This window comes from Herbinix hemicellulosilytica, from assembly GCF_002904165.1.
Classification (GTDB): domain Bacteria; phylum Bacillota; class Clostridia; order Lachnospirales; family Lachnospiraceae; genus Mobilitalea; species Mobilitalea hemicellulosilytica.
Window position 1 is genome coordinate 1 of the sequence record NZ_CVTD020000007.1, and the last position, 19,022, is coordinate 19,022.

The 19,022-nt window shown below is 35.0% G+C and carries 15 protein-coding genes and 1 riboswitch; of the genes, 13 read left to right on the forward strand and 2 right to left on the reverse strand.

Going from position 1 to position 19,022, the window contains the following annotated elements; translation table 11 throughout:
• Positions 1 to 300: 300 nt before the first annotated feature.
• Positions 301 to 2,139, reverse strand: coding sequence for an O-antigen ligase family protein (locus tag HHT355_RS00775; protein ID WP_103201558.1), 1,839 nt, complete (start codon positions 2,137 to 2,139; stop codon positions 301 to 303).
• Positions 2,140 to 2,899: 760 nt separating this feature from the next.
• Between HHT355_RS00775 and HHT355_RS00780 the strand changes: the two genes are divergently transcribed.
• The 5 genes from HHT355_RS00780 to HHT355_RS00800 all read left to right on the forward strand — a co-directional run bounded on the left by HHT355_RS00780 (position 2,900) and on the right by HHT355_RS00800 (position 7,848).
• On the forward strand, positions 2,900 to 3,865 hold the full coding sequence (locus tag HHT355_RS00780) for a metal ABC transporter substrate-binding protein (RefSeq protein WP_103201559.1): 966 nt from the start codon (positions 2,900 to 2,902) through the stop codon (positions 3,863 to 3,865).
• Positions 3,866 to 3,881: 16 nt separating this feature from the next.
• Complete coding sequence (locus tag HHT355_RS00785; protein ID WP_103201560.1) at positions 3,882 to 4,664, forward strand: metal ABC transporter ATP-binding protein; 783 nt, start codon at positions 3,882 to 3,884, stop codon at positions 4,662 to 4,664.
• The gene (locus tag HHT355_RS00790) at positions 4,661 to 5,503 is read left to right on the forward strand and encodes a metal ABC transporter permease (RefSeq protein WP_170124951.1); all 843 of its coding nucleotides are present in this window, start codon (positions 4,661 to 4,663) and stop codon (positions 5,501 to 5,503) included. The genes HHT355_RS00785 and HHT355_RS00790 overlap by 4 nt, the downstream gene beginning before the upstream one ends.
• A gap of 325 nt (positions 5,504 to 5,828) precedes the next feature.
• Complete coding sequence (gene ytvI, locus HHT355_RS00795) at positions 5,829 to 6,956, forward strand: sporulation integral membrane protein YtvI (RefSeq protein ID WP_103201561.1); 1,128 nt, start codon at positions 5,829 to 5,831, stop codon at positions 6,954 to 6,956.
• 103 nt (positions 6,957 to 7,059) lie between these two features.
• On the forward strand, positions 7,060 to 7,848 hold the full coding sequence (locus HHT355_RS00800; RefSeq protein ID WP_146039158.1) for a hypothetical protein: 789 nt from the start codon (positions 7,060 to 7,062) through the stop codon (positions 7,846 to 7,848).
• Positions 7,849 to 7,944: 96 nt separating this feature from the next.
• Here the strand turns inward: HHT355_RS00800 and typA are convergent, their stop codons facing one another.
• The gene (gene typA / locus HHT355_RS00805; protein WP_103201563.1) at positions 7,945 to 9,777 is read right to left on the reverse strand and encodes a translational GTPase TypA; all 1,833 of its coding nucleotides are present in this window, start codon (positions 9,775 to 9,777) and stop codon (positions 7,945 to 7,947) included.
• Positions 9,778 to 10,085: 308 nt separating this feature from the next.
• Between typA and HHT355_RS00810 the strand changes: the two genes are divergently transcribed.
• The 8 genes from HHT355_RS00810 to HHT355_RS00845 all read left to right on the forward strand — a co-directional run bounded on the left by HHT355_RS00810 (position 10,086) and on the right by HHT355_RS00845 (position 18,894).
• Positions 10,086 to 10,718 (forward strand): single-stranded DNA-binding protein, encoded by a 633-nt coding sequence (locus HHT355_RS00810; protein WP_103201564.1) that lies wholly within the window; start codon positions 10,086 to 10,088, stop codon positions 10,716 to 10,718.
• 287 nt (positions 10,719 to 11,005) lie between these two features.
• Positions 11,006 to 11,181, forward strand: a riboswitch (Lysine riboswitch).
• A 184-nt stretch (positions 11,182 to 11,365) separates the two neighbouring features.
• Positions 11,366 to 12,259, forward strand: a complete 894-nt coding sequence (gene dapA, locus HHT355_RS00815; protein WP_103201565.1) for a 4-hydroxy-tetrahydrodipicolinate synthase — start codon at positions 11,366 to 11,368, stop codon at positions 12,257 to 12,259.
• A gap of 31 nt (positions 12,260 to 12,290) precedes the next feature.
• On the forward strand, positions 12,291 to 13,046 hold the full coding sequence (gene dapB, locus HHT355_RS00820; protein WP_103201566.1) for a 4-hydroxy-tetrahydrodipicolinate reductase: 756 nt from the start codon (positions 12,291 to 12,293) through the stop codon (positions 13,044 to 13,046).
• Between the two features lie 210 nt (positions 13,047 to 13,256).
• The gene (locus HHT355_RS00825) at positions 13,257 to 14,294 is read left to right on the forward strand and encodes an ABC transporter ATP-binding protein (protein WP_103201567.1); all 1,038 of its coding nucleotides are present in this window, start codon (positions 13,257 to 13,259) and stop codon (positions 14,292 to 14,294) included.
• The gene (locus tag HHT355_RS00830; protein ID WP_103201568.1) at positions 14,278 to 15,141 is read left to right on the forward strand and encodes an ABC transporter permease; all 864 of its coding nucleotides are present in this window, start codon (positions 14,278 to 14,280) and stop codon (positions 15,139 to 15,141) included. Before HHT355_RS00825 ends, HHT355_RS00830 begins: the two co-directional genes overlap by 17 nt.
• Before the next feature lie 17 nt (positions 15,142 to 15,158).
• Complete coding sequence (locus HHT355_RS00835) at positions 15,159 to 16,613, forward strand: GldG family protein (RefSeq protein ID WP_158245847.1); 1,455 nt, start codon at positions 15,159 to 15,161, stop codon at positions 16,611 to 16,613.
• The gene (locus HHT355_RS00840) at positions 16,613 to 18,124 is read left to right on the forward strand and encodes a DUF4340 domain-containing protein (RefSeq protein WP_103201570.1); all 1,512 of its coding nucleotides are present in this window, start codon (positions 16,613 to 16,615) and stop codon (positions 18,122 to 18,124) included. Before HHT355_RS00835 ends, HHT355_RS00840 begins: the two co-directional genes overlap by 1 nt.
• A gap of 290 nt (positions 18,125 to 18,414) precedes the next feature.
• On the forward strand, positions 18,415 to 18,894 hold the full coding sequence (locus HHT355_RS00845; RefSeq protein ID WP_103201571.1) for a GNAT family N-acetyltransferase: 480 nt from the start codon (positions 18,415 to 18,417) through the stop codon (positions 18,892 to 18,894).
• Positions 18,895 to 19,022: the final 128 nt, after the last annotated feature.

The following is a 19,022-nucleotide window of genomic DNA, read 5'->3' on the forward strand; positions in this document are numbered from 1 at the left end:
CAAAGAGCCGGAAATTAAAAAGATTAATTTTTAAACAATACAGGATTCAATTCAACTAATTTTAGGGTTAGTAAATTTTTAATAAAAATCTTTTTTTGAGCCTTAGGCTATTATCATATATTATCTAAATTTTTATACTAACTTTATATACTCACAGGGATATATTATTAATCATATTATCAGAAAATACATTAAAATTAAGCATTACACACTACAATGCAATAAATTGGTAGATATATTAAATTATTAATTCCTTAGCGTTTGCAACATTTAGTTTGCTATTTAATTTTCTATAATATTTTAAGCGTTACCTAATAGTTTTTTTTCTTTTTTGTTGGTAACAATTCCTAATCCGATTAAGACCCAGAAAATAGGAGATACGGCTATAATAGAGTCGTTTGCCAGACTTACGACCATATAAGTAAAAGTTGAAATAAGTATAGCTACACCAACTTGAGAATAATAACTTATAAATTTACTTTTAATATATAGTTTAAAGCTTGAAACAAAATACATTGCGTAAAAGACAAGATAAGCTACAAGTGAAAGTACTCCAGACTGAACGGCTATTTGCAGATACATATTATGGGGTTTTGTAAGAATTTGATTAGAAAATCCATAATTATAAAGGTTTACATAATCTTGCTGAGGAAATGCTAGTACGTAAGTATCTGCTCCTGCACCCAAAAATAAATATTTTTTAAGTAAAGGTATAGTTCTTGACCAAATGTAACCACGACCTGATGCATATTTTTCATATCCGTTAAAAAGTACTGATGGGGCCTTTATAATTTTATCCAACTTTCCGTATCTGGTAATGTAATAATAGGTATTATCAGGTGTGAAATTTGTGAAAAACCAATCGTGTTCATCAATATTTACATAAAAGCTATTTATATCATTAAATAAGGCATATCCAAGTTCAAAACCTGGAAACCTATCATCCATTATAATATAACAATTCTTTTCCTCGTTATATAAAAGCGGCAAAGAATTATTATTTTCATCTAATGCTAAAAAGATTACATCATTATTATATGGAAAAGATATTATCTGAAGTTTATTTCCCTGATAAGTAATTAAGATTTTGTCATCCAATGTTTGTATATCTTCTAAAGCTGGTTCTGTTTTTACAAAATTAAATGCTTGTTTTAATTGGTTTACCAGAAGATTATTATTAGCATTATTATAAGTAAATAATAAACCTATAACGAAAAAGATAAAGGGAATACTCAAATAAAAATATTTTATAATAAATCTGTAAAAAACAATAACAGCTAGCAATCCACCTGCTATAAGCCCTATTATAGCAGTTTTAGATTTTGAGCCAATCAAGCATATTAAAATACCTGCAAATGAAGTAAGATAAATAGGAAGTTTCCAATACTTATTTTTAATAAAAAAAGTTAAAATCAAAATAAGAGGAGCTGCAAGAGCTATGTATGAACCAACGTAATTTGGATTATGCAATGTAAGGTAAACACGATTTTTTTCAAAATTAAATGATATTAAATCTAAATTATTCCAATATGATTTGGGTAAAATTAATTTTTTGCCTAATGTGGTTGCAAAAAAGTCTTTTCCCAGATACTGAGTAAGGCCCAATATACTCATCAAAATTATACTAATAATAAAACAATTTATAATTATCTCTATATCTTTTTCAGTTTGAATATATAGTAGGACATAGTAAACAATTATACAATAACCTAAAAATACAAATACAGGTTCATGATGATCAATAGTTCCTCTTAAACTGTAAGTTCTAAATTTAGAAAACAAAGAGGACAATAATGTAAGTGTGCCATATATAGTAAGAGGAATTAAAATACGGGTGTATTCCATGCTTATATTATTGATATATATTTTATATAAAACCAAAATAAACATATAGCATACGGCAAATAAAAATAAAACCTTTTTATAATAAAGAAAAAAGTCAGCATCAATATCATTTAAAGGAAACCAAGGATATATAGACAGATTAGCATTTGTTTGTTTTAATCTTGTGATAAAAGGTAATACTGAAATAACAAATATAACCGGCATTAATAACCAAAAATTTGATTTTGATTCATTAACGTTGGTGTAATTTTTGTATGATTTTTTCTTAGAGTTGTTATTGTTTTTATATCTCATTGCTATTTCTCCTACTTTTATATTTTGCAAAAAACTTAGATTATATATTTTATTTGAAAAATTATCGAATCTAATTATACAATATTATAACTATTAAGACAAGAAACCAATTAATATGCGTCGTTATAATGATTTTTATACTTAATAAATCTATTAGGATTTTTTATGAGGAGATTTCTATCTCATAGGTCTAATCGACAAACTGATATAGTCAAGAAGAAATGATTTGCATATAAGCGTTAATTTTCTATGACTCTGCAATATATTACCATTTATGTCTTAAAATGTACATATTAGTTTATGATGAAAATCAAACTGGATAAGAAAAATTTAGGAAAATAGTAAATGTTTTGCCTTGTTTTCAGAAGCTTGACTATTTGTAAACTGCATACCATAAATTTTTAAAAGTATCACATCAGAACAGTAAAGATTTTATAAAATACACAAAGAACTGCATAAAGAATATATACTATTTCAAAGTCTCAAAATAGTTCAATTAATAAATTATATCATTAGTTGCATATTGGTAATACAATCTTGAATTTTTTGGTAAACTTAAGAAATAGTTATTTTCTGTTTGTAATTTTTTTTGTAACTTAATCGTAATACAAAAGAGATTATTACGTTTTATATATTTTTTTTACCACATGTATTTTAAATCCTAAATAGTTAGACTACAATACGGCTAAAGCATTTGACATAGGGTAATACTTATAATATAATTTGTAAATGCAAATGAGTTGCAATAGAGGGAGACGTTATGAAGAAAAAATTATTAATTTTATTAAGTATAATGCTGGTGGTATTTGCTGCTGTTTTTGCCGTAATTACCGTCAACAATAGTAAAGAATTAAAAACAGATGAGGATAATATCAGGATTGTTACTTCCTTTTATCCGGTATACATCCTGACCTTAAATTTAACTGATCAGGTTTCTGGCATAAAAGTAGACAGTCTTACCGACTTTAGCGCAGGATGCCTGCATGATTATCAGTTGACTACCAATGATATGAGATTATTGTCAGATGCCGATGTATTTATAATAAACGGCGGTGGGATGGAAGAATATTTGGAGGATGTTATTAAAAACTATCCGGATATTACAGTAATTGACCTTAGTAAAAATATTTCTATGCTTGAGAGTCTTGAACATGAAGGTGAATATAACCCCCATGTTTGGCTTGATCCGGACCTATATATGATACAGATAGAAAACGCTAGACAGGGATTAGAGGAATACTTCAGTAATATATCTGTTAAAAATCAGAGCGAAATTACTGAAAAGATAAATACCAATGCCAAGGCATATCTTGATGAAGTTAAAGTTATTTCTGATGAAATGAACCGGTTACTTGATATAATAAAGGACATGGCTGAAAATAAAAACATCAGCAATAAGGTTATAATATTCCATGATTCTTTTGCTTATCTTGCCAAAAAGGCAGGGCTTGATGTGGCTTTTGCATTGGAGGTCCATGATGACAATCCTCTAAGTGCTGGTACAATCGCTGAAGTTATTGACTTAATTAAAAAAGATGGTATCCGTTATCTTTTTGCCGAAGAGCAGCATAAAGATACCGTATCGGATCGGATTAAGGAAGAAACAAATGCTCAGGTATATATAATAGATACCGCGGTTACAGGCGATGCGGACAAGGATTCATATGTTAAATCCATGAGAAAAAACATAGAAACACTAAAAGAAGCATTTGAAAGCGGCAATTAGCCTAAGGAGGAAACCTATGCTGTGGACCTTTAATCAGGATATAAAAAGAAACAAAGTTCATGAAAGTTCCGGCAATTTTGCCTGTGGTCAGCACTGTTTAAAAATCAGGGATATTAGTGTCAAGGCTGATGAGGAGTTTATCATAGACAAAATTAATCTTCATATCCATTGCGGTAAACTTACTGTTATAATAGGTAGAAACGGAGCCGGAAAAACAACATTGATAAAAGCAATTCTTGGTGAAGTAAAGCATAGCGGAAGGATTGAGTTTACCGATTTAAAAAGTAATGCAGTGGAAGATTTAAAAATAGGATATGTTCCGCAGAATTTTCATATCGAAAAAAATACACCTGTAAGTGTATACGATCTTTTTGCCGGCTACATAAGCAGGACTCCGGTTTTCCTTAAAAAAAGCAAGAAATTATATGACTTTATTAAAGAGCGTTTAAGTATTTTTGATGCGCAGGACTTAATCGACAAAAGAGCCTGCGATTTGTCAGGCGGTGAACTTCAAAGAGTTTTATTGGCAATTGCTATAACTCCTATGCCGAATTTATTGCTTTTGGACGAGCCGGTTTCCGGTATAGACAAAAACGGCATGGAGCTTTTTTATAATAACATTCAGAAAATCAAAGAAAATTTTGATTTGGCGATAATAATGGTTTCCCATGATTTTGAGTTCGTAAAAAAATATGCAGACCATGTGGTTTTGCTGGATAAAACTATATTAAAAGAGGGCACTTTTGAAGAAGTAAGCGGATGCGAAGACTTTTTAAAAGTGTTTGGGAGGGTTGAATGAATACTATCTATAATTTATTGGAAACAATACTTCCTTTTTCCTGGATTGAATATAATTTTATGAAGAATGCTTTGCTGGCTGTAGTTATTATAACACCCTTATTCGGAATTTTAGGTACCATGATAGTAAATAACCGAATGGCCTTTTTTTCGGATGCACTGGGGCACTCGGCATTAACCGGCATAGCCCTTGGGGCAATTATGGGAATAGCGGATACAAACTTTTCAATGACAGCTTACGCTATTATATTTGCAGTATTGTTAAATTACATCAAGAATAAAAAAACTTTGTCTACTGATACTTTAATATCGGTTTTTTCTTCATTCAGCATGGCACTGGGCCTTGTAATTCTGTCCCGGGGCGGAAATTTTTCAAAGTATTCAAGTTTGCTGTTAGGCGACATATTAAGTATTAACCCCATGGAAATAAGGCTGTTATGCATTATACTTATCGTTACACTAATATATTGGTTTGTCGGATTTAATAAACTTCACTCTGTAGCTATTAATACATCATTGGCGAAAAGTAAAAAAATAAATATTAACTTGGTCGAAGCATCTTTTTGTATTTTAATTGCCGTGATTGTAATGCTTTCTATAAAGTGGGTAGGCATACTGATTATTAACGCTTTACTGACTTTGCCTGCTGCCGCCGGCCGCAATATAGCATCAAATATGAGGGAATATCACCTGTTTTCCTTGCTGATTTCCGTATTTTCAGGTATTACAGGTTTAATTTTATCCTTTTATCTGGGAACTGCCACCGGTCCTACTGTGGTGATAATAGCTGCCTTGATTTTCTTTATTACATTAATTATCGGAACAGTTAAAAGCAAATAAGTAAAAATTATACGGGTTTAACAAAACATTTTCCATAATCACTGGAAAAATTAATTTATTTGGTGTAAAATTTATAAAATTTAAACGTTTTTTTGATAAGAGTATTTATGCCTGACTATAAACATTAAGGCTATGCTTATAAGCAGGAAAAGTGTGAGATAATATTTATTAATGAATCAATATTTATAATATTAGAAAATCTAATTTTAATATTAGTTAATTTTTTATTTATTCTATGGAAATGTATAAATATTTATGATATTATATTAAAAATGGGTTACTGCAAGTCTTATACAATGAGGCATAATCCGGCGCTGGAGGATTTATGGGTGAATCAAGATTTATAAAATATTTAAAAATATTTATAAATTTATTATTTGCCGTGATTGTTGTTTTATGTCTGGTTATTATAGTACCTAAACTGCTTGGTTTCTTTTTGCCTTTTGTAATAGGCTGGATTGTAGCAATGATTGCAAATCCCCTTGTAAAGTTTTTGGAAAGCAAGGTTAAGTTGCTTAGAAAACACAGCTCAGCAATAATTATTATCGTAGTTATTGCAGCCATAGTGGGAACTTTATATCTGATTGTATCGGTATTGATTAAAGAGAGCAAGCAGTTGGCAAAAGATCTGCCTGCTATAATAGAACAGGTTGAAGTACAGATTGATAATATATCTGTAAAAATAAGGGATATAAATAATGATATGCCAAAACCGGTCCAGAAATTTGTTGACAATCTGTTGGACAGAATAAACAAGAATCTGATGAATTTTGAACCAAGCGGAGATTTGCTTACCTTCAGTGGAGCAAGCAACCTGGCACAGAATATCGCTGAATTTTTCCTGACATTTATAATAACCATATTGTCGGCATATTTCTTTATAATTAAAAGAGACGAGCTTATGGAAGGCTTCAAAAAGTTTTTTCCGAACTCCGTAATTGAGGGATGGAATTTAATATATAACAATTTTACAAAGGCTGTAGGAGGCTATTTTAAAGCCCAGCTAAAAATTATGTTTGTCTTAACAATTATTATGATTGTGGGATTTGAAATACTAAAGGTATCATATTCGGTTTTGCTGGCGCTTGGTATAGCCTTTCTTGATTTCCTTCCAGTTTTCGGGACAGGAGCGGTGCTTTGGCCCTGGGCCTTGGTGGATATGCTTTCGGGTAATTATTTCAGGGCAATAGGATTGGTAATTATATATCTGATTTGCCAGATTACAAAGCAGGTACTGCAGCCCAAAATGGTCGGTGACAGTATAGGCCTCAGTCCGCTTAGTACATTGATATTTTTATATATCGGATATAAGTTATATGGGGTTTTGGGAATGATTTTAGGCGTTCCTGTCGGAATGGTGATAGTAAACTTATACAGAGTGGGGACGTTTGACAGGCTTATTAGGGGCTTTAAAATTATAATTCATGATATAAACGAATTCAGGAAATTTTAATTTTATATTATGCAAAGGTAATTACTACTGATGAGTATATATATATCAATTACCGTTGTTATATCCATAATAGCCATAAGATGAGGAGTAGAGGAGTATGGAAATGAGTAACAAATATGAAAACGAAGGGGTAATTACATCAGAGGAGATTAGAGAAATACTTGAAAAATACCGGATAGGAAAAAAACCTTTAGCCAAATTGCTTGGTTGGGGAGAAACTACAATAATTCGTTATATGGAGGGGGATATACCCACCAGCGAGTATTCCAGTAAGCTAAGGACTATTTTGGACAATCCTGAATATTATTATGATTTATTGATGAAGAGAAAGGATTGCCTTACTAATGTAGCTTTTAAAAAGAGCAAGAAAGCAGTTCTTTCAAAAATCATGGCATCCAAGATATATGCTGTGGCGTATTATTTGATTGCTAAAAGTGATGCCGAAGTTTGCCCATGCTATATTCAGTATTTGCTGTATTATGTTCAGGCCTTTTCTCTTGCCCTGTATGATAAGGAAATGTTTGAAGAAGACTATGGAATTAATAACGAGAAAATGCCGTATCTTAAATTATATCAAAATATGAAACGCTGCGGCATACAGAAATTGGATTTGGGTGACGATTACCTTAATGATGAGGAAAAGGAATTAATAGACGAAGTTTATGAAGCTTTTATGTGGTACGGACCTAAAGCTTTAGAAGCCCTGATGAATTTTGAAAGAACTATGATGAAGGTATCTCTTGATAAATATAATAACAAGATAATATCCAAGGAAAGTATGAAGCAATATTTTAAGGATATTTGTATAAAATACGATATTAAATCCGTAAAAGATATCAAAAAATACCCGGATCGTTGCTTTGATTATATATTGGAGCAAACGGGTTGCTGACGGAAAATAAATTATAAGTAAAAAGAGTGTAAACACTTAGGAATGTTTGCACTCTTTTTATATAACCAACTGTAATATCAGGCTGTATGATTACATTTATGAACCTGTTCTGTTTCTGCGTTCGCGCATACGCTGGGTTGAATCGAGGATTTTTTTGCGGATTCGAAGGCTTTTTGGAGTAATTTCCAATAATTCGTCCGTTTCAATGAAATCCAGAGCCTGTTCAAGACTTAATATTTTAGGCGGTGTTAATCTTAAAGCCTCATCGGAACCTGCAGCTCTCATATTGGTAAGCTGTTTGCGTTTGCATACATTTACTTCTATATCTTCGGATTTGGGATTTTGACCCACTACCATGCCGCAATAAACTTTCGTTCCGGGGCCGATAAAGAGGATACCACGCTCCTGGGCATTATATAAACCGTAAGCTGTACTTTCACCGGTTTCAAATGCTATAAGGCTTCCGGTCTTGCGGTACTGAATATCTCCCTTATAGGGGCCGTATCCGTCAAAAATGGTATTCATTATACCCGTTCCTTTAGTATCGGTAAGAAACTCTCCGCGATAACCGATAAGGCCTCTTGAAGGGATGGAAAATTCCAGTCTGGTATTGCCTGTTCCTGTGGGGCGCATATTTATCAATTCACCTTTACGCTGGCCAAGCTTTTCTATAACAATACCGGTATATTCATCGGGAACGTCAATAAGGGCCCGTTCCATAGGCTCCAACCTGTTGCCCTTTTCGTCTTCTTTATATAAAACTTCAGGTTTGCTTACCGAAAATTCATAGCCTTCTCTTCTCATATTTTCGATCAGTATGGAAAGATGAAGTTCTCCTCGGCCCGAAACCTTAAAACTTTCCGTTGTATCAGTTTCTTCTACCCGCAGGCTTACGTCTGTATTTAATTCTCTAAACAAGCGGTCACGCAAATGCCTTGATGTGACATACTTGCCTTCGGTACCGGCAAAAGGGCTGTCATTTACATTAAAATACATGGCAATAGTAGGCTCGGATATTTTCTGGAAAGGCAGGGGTTCCGGCCGGTCGGGAGAACATATTGTATCACCGATATGAATATCGGCAATACCCGATACGGCTACAATTGAGCCGATTGTTGCCTCTGTCACCTCAACCCTTTTAAGTCCGTCAAATTCATAAAGTTTACTTACCTTTACCCTGTTACTTTGATCGGGATTATGGGCATTTACAATTACAACATCGTCATTTACGCGTATAGTTCCCCGTTCTACTTTTCCGATGCCGATACGGCCTACATATTCATTATAGTCAATGGTACTGATAAGAATCTGGGTGCCCTGGTCGGGATCTCCTTCCGGAGCGGGGATGTAATTTATTATTGTATCAAAAAGGGGCTTAAGACTGTCTGTTTTCTCATCAGGTGAAAAGGATGCAAAACCTGCCTTGGCGGAAGCAAAAATAAAAGGACAATCAAGTTGCTTTTCATCCGCATCAAGTTCAATGAGCAATTCAAGGACTTCATCCACAACTTCCATAGGCCTTGCTTCCGGCCGGTCGATTTTATTTACACATACTATTACAGGAAGTGAAAGATCTAAAGCATTTTTAAGTACAAATTTAGTTTGGGGCATAGGTCCTTCGAATGCATCTACAACCAGAATGACCCCGTCAACCATTTTAAGCACGCGTTCAACTTCGCCGCCAAAGTCCGCATGGCCCGGCGTATCCACTATATTAATTTTAATACCGTTATAAGTAACGGCAGTATTTTTCGATAAAATGGTAATGCCTCGTTCTCTTTCCAAATCATTAGAATCTAAAACCCGTTCCATTACGAACTGATTGGAACGAAATACACCGCTTTGCTTTAATAACCCATCCACCAAAGTAGTCTTGCCATGGTCGACATGAGCTATTATGGCCACATTTCTGACATCGTGCCGTTTCATTAATTTAACCTTCTTTCTAAATTTAGCATACCATTATTTATACAACTTTTACATTTTATCAGAGGGAAACATAAAAATCAACTTTTGATTCAGGAAAAACTCACAATGTATTACATTATTTTTGTATAATATAACAAATTTTGGATAAAATAAAAAAATATGTAAATTTTTACTTCTAAATTATGTATATTAGCATATATATATCATAGGTGAATGAATGCTGTTAACAATAAACAGATAAATTTACCCCACATTTTAATAAAAAGCAGTGGCGTAAAAAACGTCACGAAAGAAGGGAGAGGTACGATATGGCGGATAAAATTTTTGAAAACAATCAAGTAAGTATTGCAGGTGAAGTGGCAAACGCTTTTACGTTTAGCCATGAGGTCTTCGGAGAAGGATTTTATCTTTTTGACGTAATCGTTAAAAGGCTTAGCGATGCGGTCGATATTATACCGGTTATGGTCTCCGAAAGGCTGATTGACGTAAAACAGGATTACACCGGTAAGTACGCCGAGATAATTGGTCAGTTCAGATCCTATAACAGGCATGAAGAAAACAAGAATAAACTGGTGCTGTCGGTTTTTGCCAGGGATATTAAAATAGTCGACCAATTATCCGAAAATGTCAAAACCAATTACATCTTTCTGGACGGCTATGTATGCAAACCTCCGGTTTACCGTAAGACCCCTCTTGGCAGAGAAATAGCGGACATATTGCTGGCAGTAAACCGACCGTATGGAAAATCTGATTATATTCCCTGCATAAGCTGGGGCAGGAACGCAAGATATGCCGAAACATTTGCGGTTGGCGGTCATGTGCAGATCTGGGGCAGAATTCAAAGCAGGGAATATCAAAAGAAAATTAGTGAAACCGAATTTGAAAAGCGCATAGCTTATGAGGTCTCCGTAAGCAAACTGGAATATTTGGATGAATCATAATCTTTGGATATTTAAAATGTATAATGTCAGATTCAAGGTATGCGGATATAACCAAAACATAACGATAAACACATTTTGAATTTAAGGTGCATATAATGAGGTAGGTGTGTTGGGTTATATCTGTATACCTTTATTTATTTGGTAAAGCTTCTTTTAAAATATTTATTAAATTTTTTGGCATTTTAATAAAAATATGAAAAGTTTGATTAAAAAATTAAGGCTTAATTATTTGTATTGACATCATATGATATAAATGCTAATATAAGTTTACGAAAATTGAAAATTTTGCTTAAGGTAGAGGTGCGGCATTCATAAGTACGCTGTATGATATTTCAGGGATAGGTGATTACAGCGGAAAGGGGATGCTGCCGAAGCAATAATAATCCTGAGTTATTATTGCTGGGCATATGGTGAATAACCATATGACTGTCATCAGTTTTATTGATGGAGCGCTACCTAAAGAATTTACGTATTATATACGTATTATGCGTATATATCTTTAAATTTATACGTATAGTACGTCTATAAATTAATATACGTACAGAATTCTTTAGAGTCGACTCTGCAGTCGACCTTTTTTTTAGCATAATATTGAATACAGAACGAAATGTAATTAATCATAGATAAAATTTTACGGAGGTGTCATTATGGCTTTATTCAAAGGAGCCGGTGTTGCTATCGTAACACCCTTTAACGAAAAAAACGAGGTTAATTATGAGAAACTGGGTGAATTGATTGACTATCAGATTGAGAACGGTACGGACAGCATAATAATTTGCGGAACGACAGGAGAATCATCCACACTTACCGAAGAAGAACATCTGGAATGCATCAAATTTGCTGTGGAAAAAGTAAACAAGAGAGTACCTGTTATAGCGGGAACCGGGTCAAACTGCACCGAAACAGCCATATACCTGTCAACCGAAGCAGAAAAATACGGGGCGGACGGACTTCTGCTTGTCACACCGTATTACAACAAAGCAACACAAAACGGGCTTATAGAACATTTTACGGCAGTGGCAAAAAAGGTGTCGATTCCTATTATACTTTATAACGTACCGGGAAGAACCGGATGCAATATTCTGCCCAAGACGGTAGCAACTCTGGTAAAGAACGTTGATAATATAGTAGGAATAAAGGAAGCCAGCGGCAATATAGCTCAAGTGGCAGAAATAATGAATTTGACTGACGGAAATATAGATATGTATTCAGGAAATGACGAGATGGTTGTTCCTATTTTATCCCTGGGCGGCATAGGGGTAATCTCCGTATTGTCAAATATTGCTCCCAGAGAAACCCATGATATGGTTATGAAATATCTGGAAGGCGATATAATTACAAGCCGCAATCTTCAGCTTAAATATCTTCCTTTAATTAATGCATTATTCTGTGAAGTTAATCCTATCCCGGTAAAGGCAGCTCTTAATCTGATGGGCTTTAATGTAGGAAAACCCCGTATGCCTTTGACCGAAATGGAACCTGCAAATCAGGAAAGACTTAAGAAAGAAATGAATAATTGCAACATTAAAACGGTAGCATAAATACCGGTAAAAATACGATCGGAGGAAGCATATGACAAATATCATTTTACGCGGATGCAATGGCAAAATGGGCCGGGTAGTTACGCAGTTGGTAAATGAAGATGAAAATGTCGCCATTGTGGCAGGAATTGATTTGTCAACTGATGGTCAAAATACTTATCCGGTTTTTCAAAGCTTTTCCCAGTGTAATATAAAGGCAGATGTCATTATTGATTTTTCTTCACCGGTGAATGTCAGGGATATGCTGGATTTTGCCATAGACAGGGGTATAGGGATTGTACTATGCACAACGGGCTTTACAAAAAAGGACCTGGAGCTGATAGAGGAAGCTTCAAGGTTAATTTCCATACTTAGGTCGGCGAATATGTCCATGGGTATAAACCTGATTACCAAGTTGGTCAAAGAAGCCGCAAGGGTTCTTGCTGTATCAGGCTTTGATATTGAGATCGTAGAGAAGCATCATAATAAAAAAGTAGATGCCCCGTCAGGGACAGCACTTGCCTTAGCCGATGCCATAAACGATGCGTTAAACAACTCTTATGAATATGTCTATGACCGTACCGATATCCGGGCTCCCAGACAGAAAAAAGAAATAGGAATATCGGCTGTCCGCGGAGGAACTATTGTCGGCGAACATGAAATAATATTTGCGGGAAGCGACGAGGTTATCGAAATAAAACATACGGCTTATTCCAAAGCGATTTTTGCCAAGGGCGCTATACAGGCAGCAAAGTTTTTGCATGGCAAGCCTGCCGGAATGTACACTATGAATGATGTAATAGGCTAAGTAAAAAATAAAACTGGACCCTAAAACACTTAACCGGTGATTTTAGGGTTTTTTATTTTTACTCTTATATATGATGATGGTTAATATATATTTTCAATTACATAGAATGATGAAATAATATCAAATTGTATATTTGTTCACAATTTTTTCGTATTCTTATTGTATTATACTGGATGGAATATATACATATTTGCAAGGGAGGAGACTGTTTTGATTGAGGTAAAAAATCTGGTTAAGCGTTATGGAAACCATACCGCTGTAAACGATTTGTCTTTTACCGTTAACAGGGGGCAGATATTAGGTTTTCTCGGCCCCAACGGGGCAGGAAAAACCACAACTATGAATATTATTACAGGTTATATATCTGCGACGGAAGGAACAGTAACAGTAAACGGCATTGATGTTTTTGAAGAGCCTGAAGAAGTTAAAAAAATGATAGGTTACCTTCCGGAATTCCCGCCTTTGTATCCTGATCTTACGGTTTGGGAATACCTTAACTTTGTGGCAGATATCAAGAAAGTAAAAAAATCTGCAAGAAGACAGATGGTGAATGATGTCATGGAAGCCACAAAGATAGCAGACATGAGAAACCGTCTGATAAAACATTTGTCTAAAGGTTATAAGCAAAGGGTAGGACTTGCCCAGGCCATTATGGGATATCCTGAAGTTATTATTCTTGATGAACCGACAGTCGGACTTGATCCTAAGCAGATTATTGAAATAAGAGATTTGATTCGTGACCTTAGCAAAAATCATACTGTAATTTTAAGTTCACATATAATGCAGGAAGTAAATGCGGTTTGTGACAGTGTTATGATAATTGATAAAGGCAGATTAATATTACAGGACAAACCGGAAAACTTAAGCCTGCATTTCGGGTCTACCGGAGGCCTTAAGCTGGTTATTAAGGGCAATAAAAACGATGTACTTAATGAGCTTAAAAAGATAGGAAGAATAACCAAGATAGAAGAAAAAGAAAGCCTTGAAGAGGGAACAGTCAGTTTTACCGTATATTGTAAAGAAGACGATGATATTAGGGAAGAAGTCTTTTACAGCATGAGCAAAAACAATACTCCTATCTTAGAGATGCAATCCATACGGATGAGTCTGGAAGATATCTTTATTAAGGTTACTCAGGATGATGCTTTTATAAATGAGGACAAACCGGAAGTATATGAGGATAAAACCGAGGATTTGTCATCATCCGCAGATAAAGAGGAGGTAAGTAATAATGCTGGCGATTTATAAAAAAGAATTGCGTTCGTATTTTACTTCTATGATAGGGTATGTATTTATATCGCTGTTTTTGGCTATAATCGGAGTTTATTTTTACATTTATAACCTGGTAAACAGGGCAGCAAATTTTGAATATACGGTAGCAAATGTAAGTTTTATCTTTGTTCTTCTTGTACCTCTTCTTACTATGAGAATCATGGCGGAAGAAAACAGACAAAAAACCGACCAGCTTCTTTTGACATCGCCGGTTACGGCTGCCGATATTGTTCTTGGTAAGTTTTTTGCGGTATTTACCATATTGTTTATGGTAGTTGCCGTTATCAGTACATACCCCCTGATTATGTCAAGGTTCGGGGAAGTTCCGTATGCTTCGGCTTATGCCAGTTTATTTGGCTTTCTTTTGCTTGGAGGAGCTTATCTGGCAATGGGCTTGTATCTTTCTTCCCTTACTGAAAGCCAGGTTGTTGCGGCTGTAATTACTTTTATAGTATTCTTCATAACTTTATTTATGGACAATATAGCCAAAAGTATATCTACCGGCAGTAAATCCGCATTTATCTTTTTTACGGTTTTGATTCTAATAATTTGCTTTATACTCTGGCTTATGATGCATAACCTGACTGTTTCTGTCGGAACAGCAGTTGTAGGAGAGGGGATATTACTTGCCATTTATCTGTCTAAACCTGCTCTCCTTGAAGGGTCTGTTATAAAGGTATTTAATTGGCTTTCGGCAAATGCCCGTTTCTATAATTTTTACATGGGTATATTTGATTTGTCGGATATAATTTATTACCTAAGTATAATTATAATATTCTTGTTCCTTTCAATTCAGGTTATTAAGAAAAAGAGATGGAGCTAGGGATGGAGGAGGAAGCAATGAGCGATAATAAAAAGCAAAATTCAAAAAATATTATTGAGCAGATAAAGGCTTCCTTTACCGGAAGAAAATTTAAAAGCGGAGCTTATGTATCTGTAATATCTGCGGTAGTTATAGTTTTGATTCTTCTTATAAATTTAATAATATCAGAATTTGATTTAAAAATTGACTTAAGTAACAATAAGCTGTACACCTTAACTGACGAAACCAAGGAATACATAAAGAATATGGAAGACGACATAACAATTTATTATCTGGTCGAAGCGGGAAATGAAGCTCAGATTTTCCAAAAGATAGCCGAAAAATTCGACAGTCTTTCCGACAAGATTACCCTGGTGCAAAAAGACCCGGTTCAATACCCTACTTTTGCCCAGCAGTATGTGGATGATGAGATTAGTGTAGGCAGTTTTCTTGTAGTAAATAACCGCACAAACAAGGCAAAGTATGTGGATTATAATGAAATGCTTGTGCAGGAATTCGACTACCAAAGCTTTCAATATTTTACGGTAGGTGTGGATGTAGAAGGTAAACTCATATCAGCCATTCAATATGTTACAAATCCGGATCTTCCTGTTGTTTATTATACGGTCGGCCATGAAGAGTATGAAATCGGTGAACTGTTTAAGGATACCTTAGACAGGATGAACATAGAAATCCAGTCTCTTCAGACTCTGACTCTGGAAAAGATGCCGGATGACTGTGACGTATTGATAATTAACAGCCCTAAGATAGATTTCTCCGATTCGGAAATCGATATGATAAAGCAGTATATGGCAGCAGGGGGCAAGGCAGTCATAGTAATGGACTATCAGGCCCAGGATTTTGTAAACTTAAATTCATTAATAAATTACTATGGTATGCAGATTGAAAAAGGGATTATATGTGAAGCGGATGCCGACAGATATGTTCCATTATATCCACGATACATTGTGCCTGAGGTATTGGAACATGATATTACAAATACCTTATCAAAAAGCAACCGTATTGTGGTTACCCCCAAATCTTCCGGCATAACCCTTTTGGATAATGTAAGAAGTTCCCTTACCATTGAACCGTTACTAAAAACTTCCGATTCTGCATACTCAAAAGTCGACCTAAATCCTCAGACCCTCTTGAAAGAGGATGGGGATATTGACGGGCCATTCTATACTGGTGTTGTTTCCAGTGACACCTATGAAGGAGTTACTTCAAAACTGGTAGTATATACATCGGAAATGATATTTGACGATAATATGATAAGCGATTTCGGAAACTTTTATCTGCTTGTCGGAACAATATCCAATCTGGTAGGAGAAATGGATACCATATCGGTAAGAGCCAGATATCTGTATCCTCAGTTTCTTAATATAACACAGAAAGCTGCTATGATATGGGCCGCCGCCATAGTAATAGTGCTGCCGGTAATTATCCTAGCTTCAGGTATAGTAATCGTAGTTAGGAGGAGGAAGCGCTAATGTCAAAGAAAAAAAAGAAAAACCGGATAACACTGATATCCCTTATAGGGATATTAGTGATTTTGACGGGTTTTTATGTATGGTATCTAAACAGGGATAAATTCGGCAATAACAATGAAACAAGTGATGAAGATACCTCTCTCATCATGGCGACAATGGACCCTGAGCTTATAGATACTATTCATTATAAAAATGAGAATGCGGATATGACCTTTATAAAGGAAAATGATACATGGGTATATGTGGACGATAAAGAAAGGCCTATAAGACAAAATTATATTCAAAATATGATAAATCTCATTGATGAGATCAAAGCTGACAGGATTGTCATTGAAAATCCCGATGACCTTGGACAGTACGGGCTTACTGATCCTTTCGCATCTATAAAAGCAACCCAGTCCGACGGAAAAAGCGTTTATCTTTTAATCGGAAACGAAGTTACCGGCGGGAATGGGTATTATGCAAAACTGGAGGGTAATGATACCGTATTTATACTGCCTACTATATACGCAACCAATCTGTCTTACAGCGATGTCAATATGACTCAGGTAGAAAATGGGCCTTCCATAATATCTAACAATATATATCATATAGAGGTCACAAAAAAGGACGGAGAAGACTTTGAGCTGCTTTATGACCCCGATTCGGAATATCATGTGGCAGGTACACCTTTATTGTCCTGGGCCATACTCAAACCTTATGAGGAGCCCTATGCCGCAGACAGTTCCAAAGTTACAGAACTTCTTGATGATTTTACCAATTTTTACTTCTTAAGTTGTGTAGACTACAAAGCAAGTGATTTCTCCAAATATGGATTAGATGAGCCATTAGCCACCATATTTGTGGAATATTATGAAGAACGGGAAGAAGAACTTGAAAAACCTGAAACAGATCCGGACACCGGTGAAGAAATCACCAAAAAAACTGTCAGGGAAGATAAGAGCTTTAAATTATATGTCGGCAACAAGGACGATAAGGGAAATTATTATGTAAGGAAAGACGGAGACAATGCGGTCTACACCATGACCCCAAGCTATGTGGACGCTATGCTTGAAATAGATATTTTTAACCTTATGAGTTCGTTTGTAAGCATCCATAACATTGAAAATATTGAGCGCGTAGATATTGATATCTCCGGAAGGCCTTACACAATGGAAATTAAACGGGAAGTTACTACAGACGAAGAAGGAAACGAAGAAACCGTAGCAACTTATTACTATAACGGCAAGGAAGCGAAAGAGGACGTATTTAAGGAAGTATACCAGGCTATGATAGGAGCCAAGTATGATACTCAGCTTAAAGAGGAAGTATCTGTAGAAGGCCTGCAACCCGTGCTTACCATTACTTATCGCTATAAAGATACCGGTGAAACATATACAAGCAAATACTATCCGTATGATGAAAGCTTTTACCTTGTAGATACCGGTTATCCCATCCGCTTTACCGCCGATAAAAGAAAAATTGATGCAATTATAAAAGCCATACGGGAATTCAAAAAATCAGATGAATAATAGGTAAAGAAACCGATTCAATTCTATTTAAAAGCCGATATAGCGTGCCTGTTTTTATTTAAATTATCGGTAAACGGTTAACAGAGCTGTTTATAAACCTTAAAGGTTGTATATGGTTTATAAACAGCTCTGATTTATTTAAATCGATAAATTTTAATTAGTAAAAAATGTAGGACGAGATATAGATGCTCTGTTATATTTAATATAAATAATTTGCCACGAGACCTTTACTATGATATTATGATTTTAACTAAACAAGAAAGTTTAATCCGAATAAGAGAGGATAAATAATGGACATAGTTAAATTAAGCTCACACCCTGATCTCTTTGACAAAGCGGCGCAATTTTTTCATAGTATATGGGGAATACCAAAACAAGCCTACCTAGACAGCATAAATGAAAGCCTGAACGCAAAAGAAGGCATACCTGAGTGGTATATTGTAAAGGAAAATGATGAAATTATTGCAGGGATCGGAGTAATAGAGAATGACTTCCATAAGCGCCCGGATTTAAGGCCCAATATATGCGCTGTTTATGTGAAAGAAGAATACCGCCGTCAGGGAATAGCCCGCAGGCTTATGGACAGGGTATGCAAAGACTTATATGAGCATGGAATAACTGACGTATATCTTATAACAGACCATACCGGCTTTTATGAACGCTGCGGATGGGAATTTTTCGGTGAGATTGAAGAAAACAGCGGCAATTTGGCCCGGTGTTATCACAGAAGGACAAATGAAAAAGAACCGGATTATCAGGACAGGTTTTAAGATGAGTTTGCGGAAGAATTAAAAAACGACATAAGAAAAATAATATCAGGCCTTCAGGGATTATTCCGGAGAAGGCTTTTATTATTAACAACTTGTACGAATATTCCGTGCACTGATATAATATATTA

Bases quoted from the DNA above. Each gene is read 5' to 3' on its own strand.
- HHT355_RS00775 (WP_103201558.1), bottom strand. From the start codon at position 2,139: ATGAGATATAAAAACAATAACAACTCTAAGAAAAAATCATACAAAAAT.
- HHT355_RS00780 (WP_103201559.1), top strand. From the start codon at position 2,900: ATGAAGAAAAAATTATTAATTTTATTAAGTATAATGCTGGTGGTATTT.
- HHT355_RS00785 (WP_103201560.1), top strand. From the start codon at position 3,882: ATGCTGTGGACCTTTAATCAGGATATAAAAAGAAACAAAGTTCATGAA.
- HHT355_RS00790 (WP_170124951.1), top strand. From the start codon at position 4,661: ATGAATACTATCTATAATTTATTGGAAACAATACTTCCTTTTTCCTGG.
- ytvI (WP_103201561.1), top strand. From the start codon at position 5,829: ATGGGTGAATCAAGATTTATAAAATATTTAAAAATATTTATAAATTTA.
- HHT355_RS00800 (WP_146039158.1), top strand. From the start codon at position 7,060: ATGAGTAACAAATATGAAAACGAAGGGGTAATTACATCAGAGGAGATT.
- typA (WP_103201563.1), bottom strand. From the start codon at position 9,777: ATGAAACGGCACGATGTCAGAAATGTGGCCATAATAGCTCATGTCGAC.
- HHT355_RS00810 (WP_103201564.1), top strand. From the start codon at position 10,086: ATGGCGGATAAAATTTTTGAAAACAATCAAGTAAGTATTGCAGGTGAA.
- dapA (WP_103201565.1), top strand. From the start codon at position 11,366: ATGGCTTTATTCAAAGGAGCCGGTGTTGCTATCGTAACACCCTTTAAC.
- dapB (WP_103201566.1), top strand. From the start codon at position 12,291: ATGACAAATATCATTTTACGCGGATGCAATGGCAAAATGGGCCGGGTA.
- HHT355_RS00830 (WP_103201568.1), top strand. From the start codon at position 14,278: ATGCTGGCGATTTATAAAAAAGAATTGCGTTCGTATTTTACTTCTATG.
- HHT355_RS00835 (WP_158245847.1), top strand. From the start codon at position 15,159: ATGAGCGATAATAAAAAGCAAAATTCAAAAAATATTATTGAGCAGATA.
- HHT355_RS00840 (WP_103201570.1), top strand. From the start codon at position 16,613: ATGTCAAAGAAAAAAAAGAAAAACCGGATAACACTGATATCCCTTATA.
- HHT355_RS00845 (WP_103201571.1), top strand. From the start codon at position 18,415: ATGGACATAGTTAAATTAAGCTCACACCCTGATCTCTTTGACAAAGCG.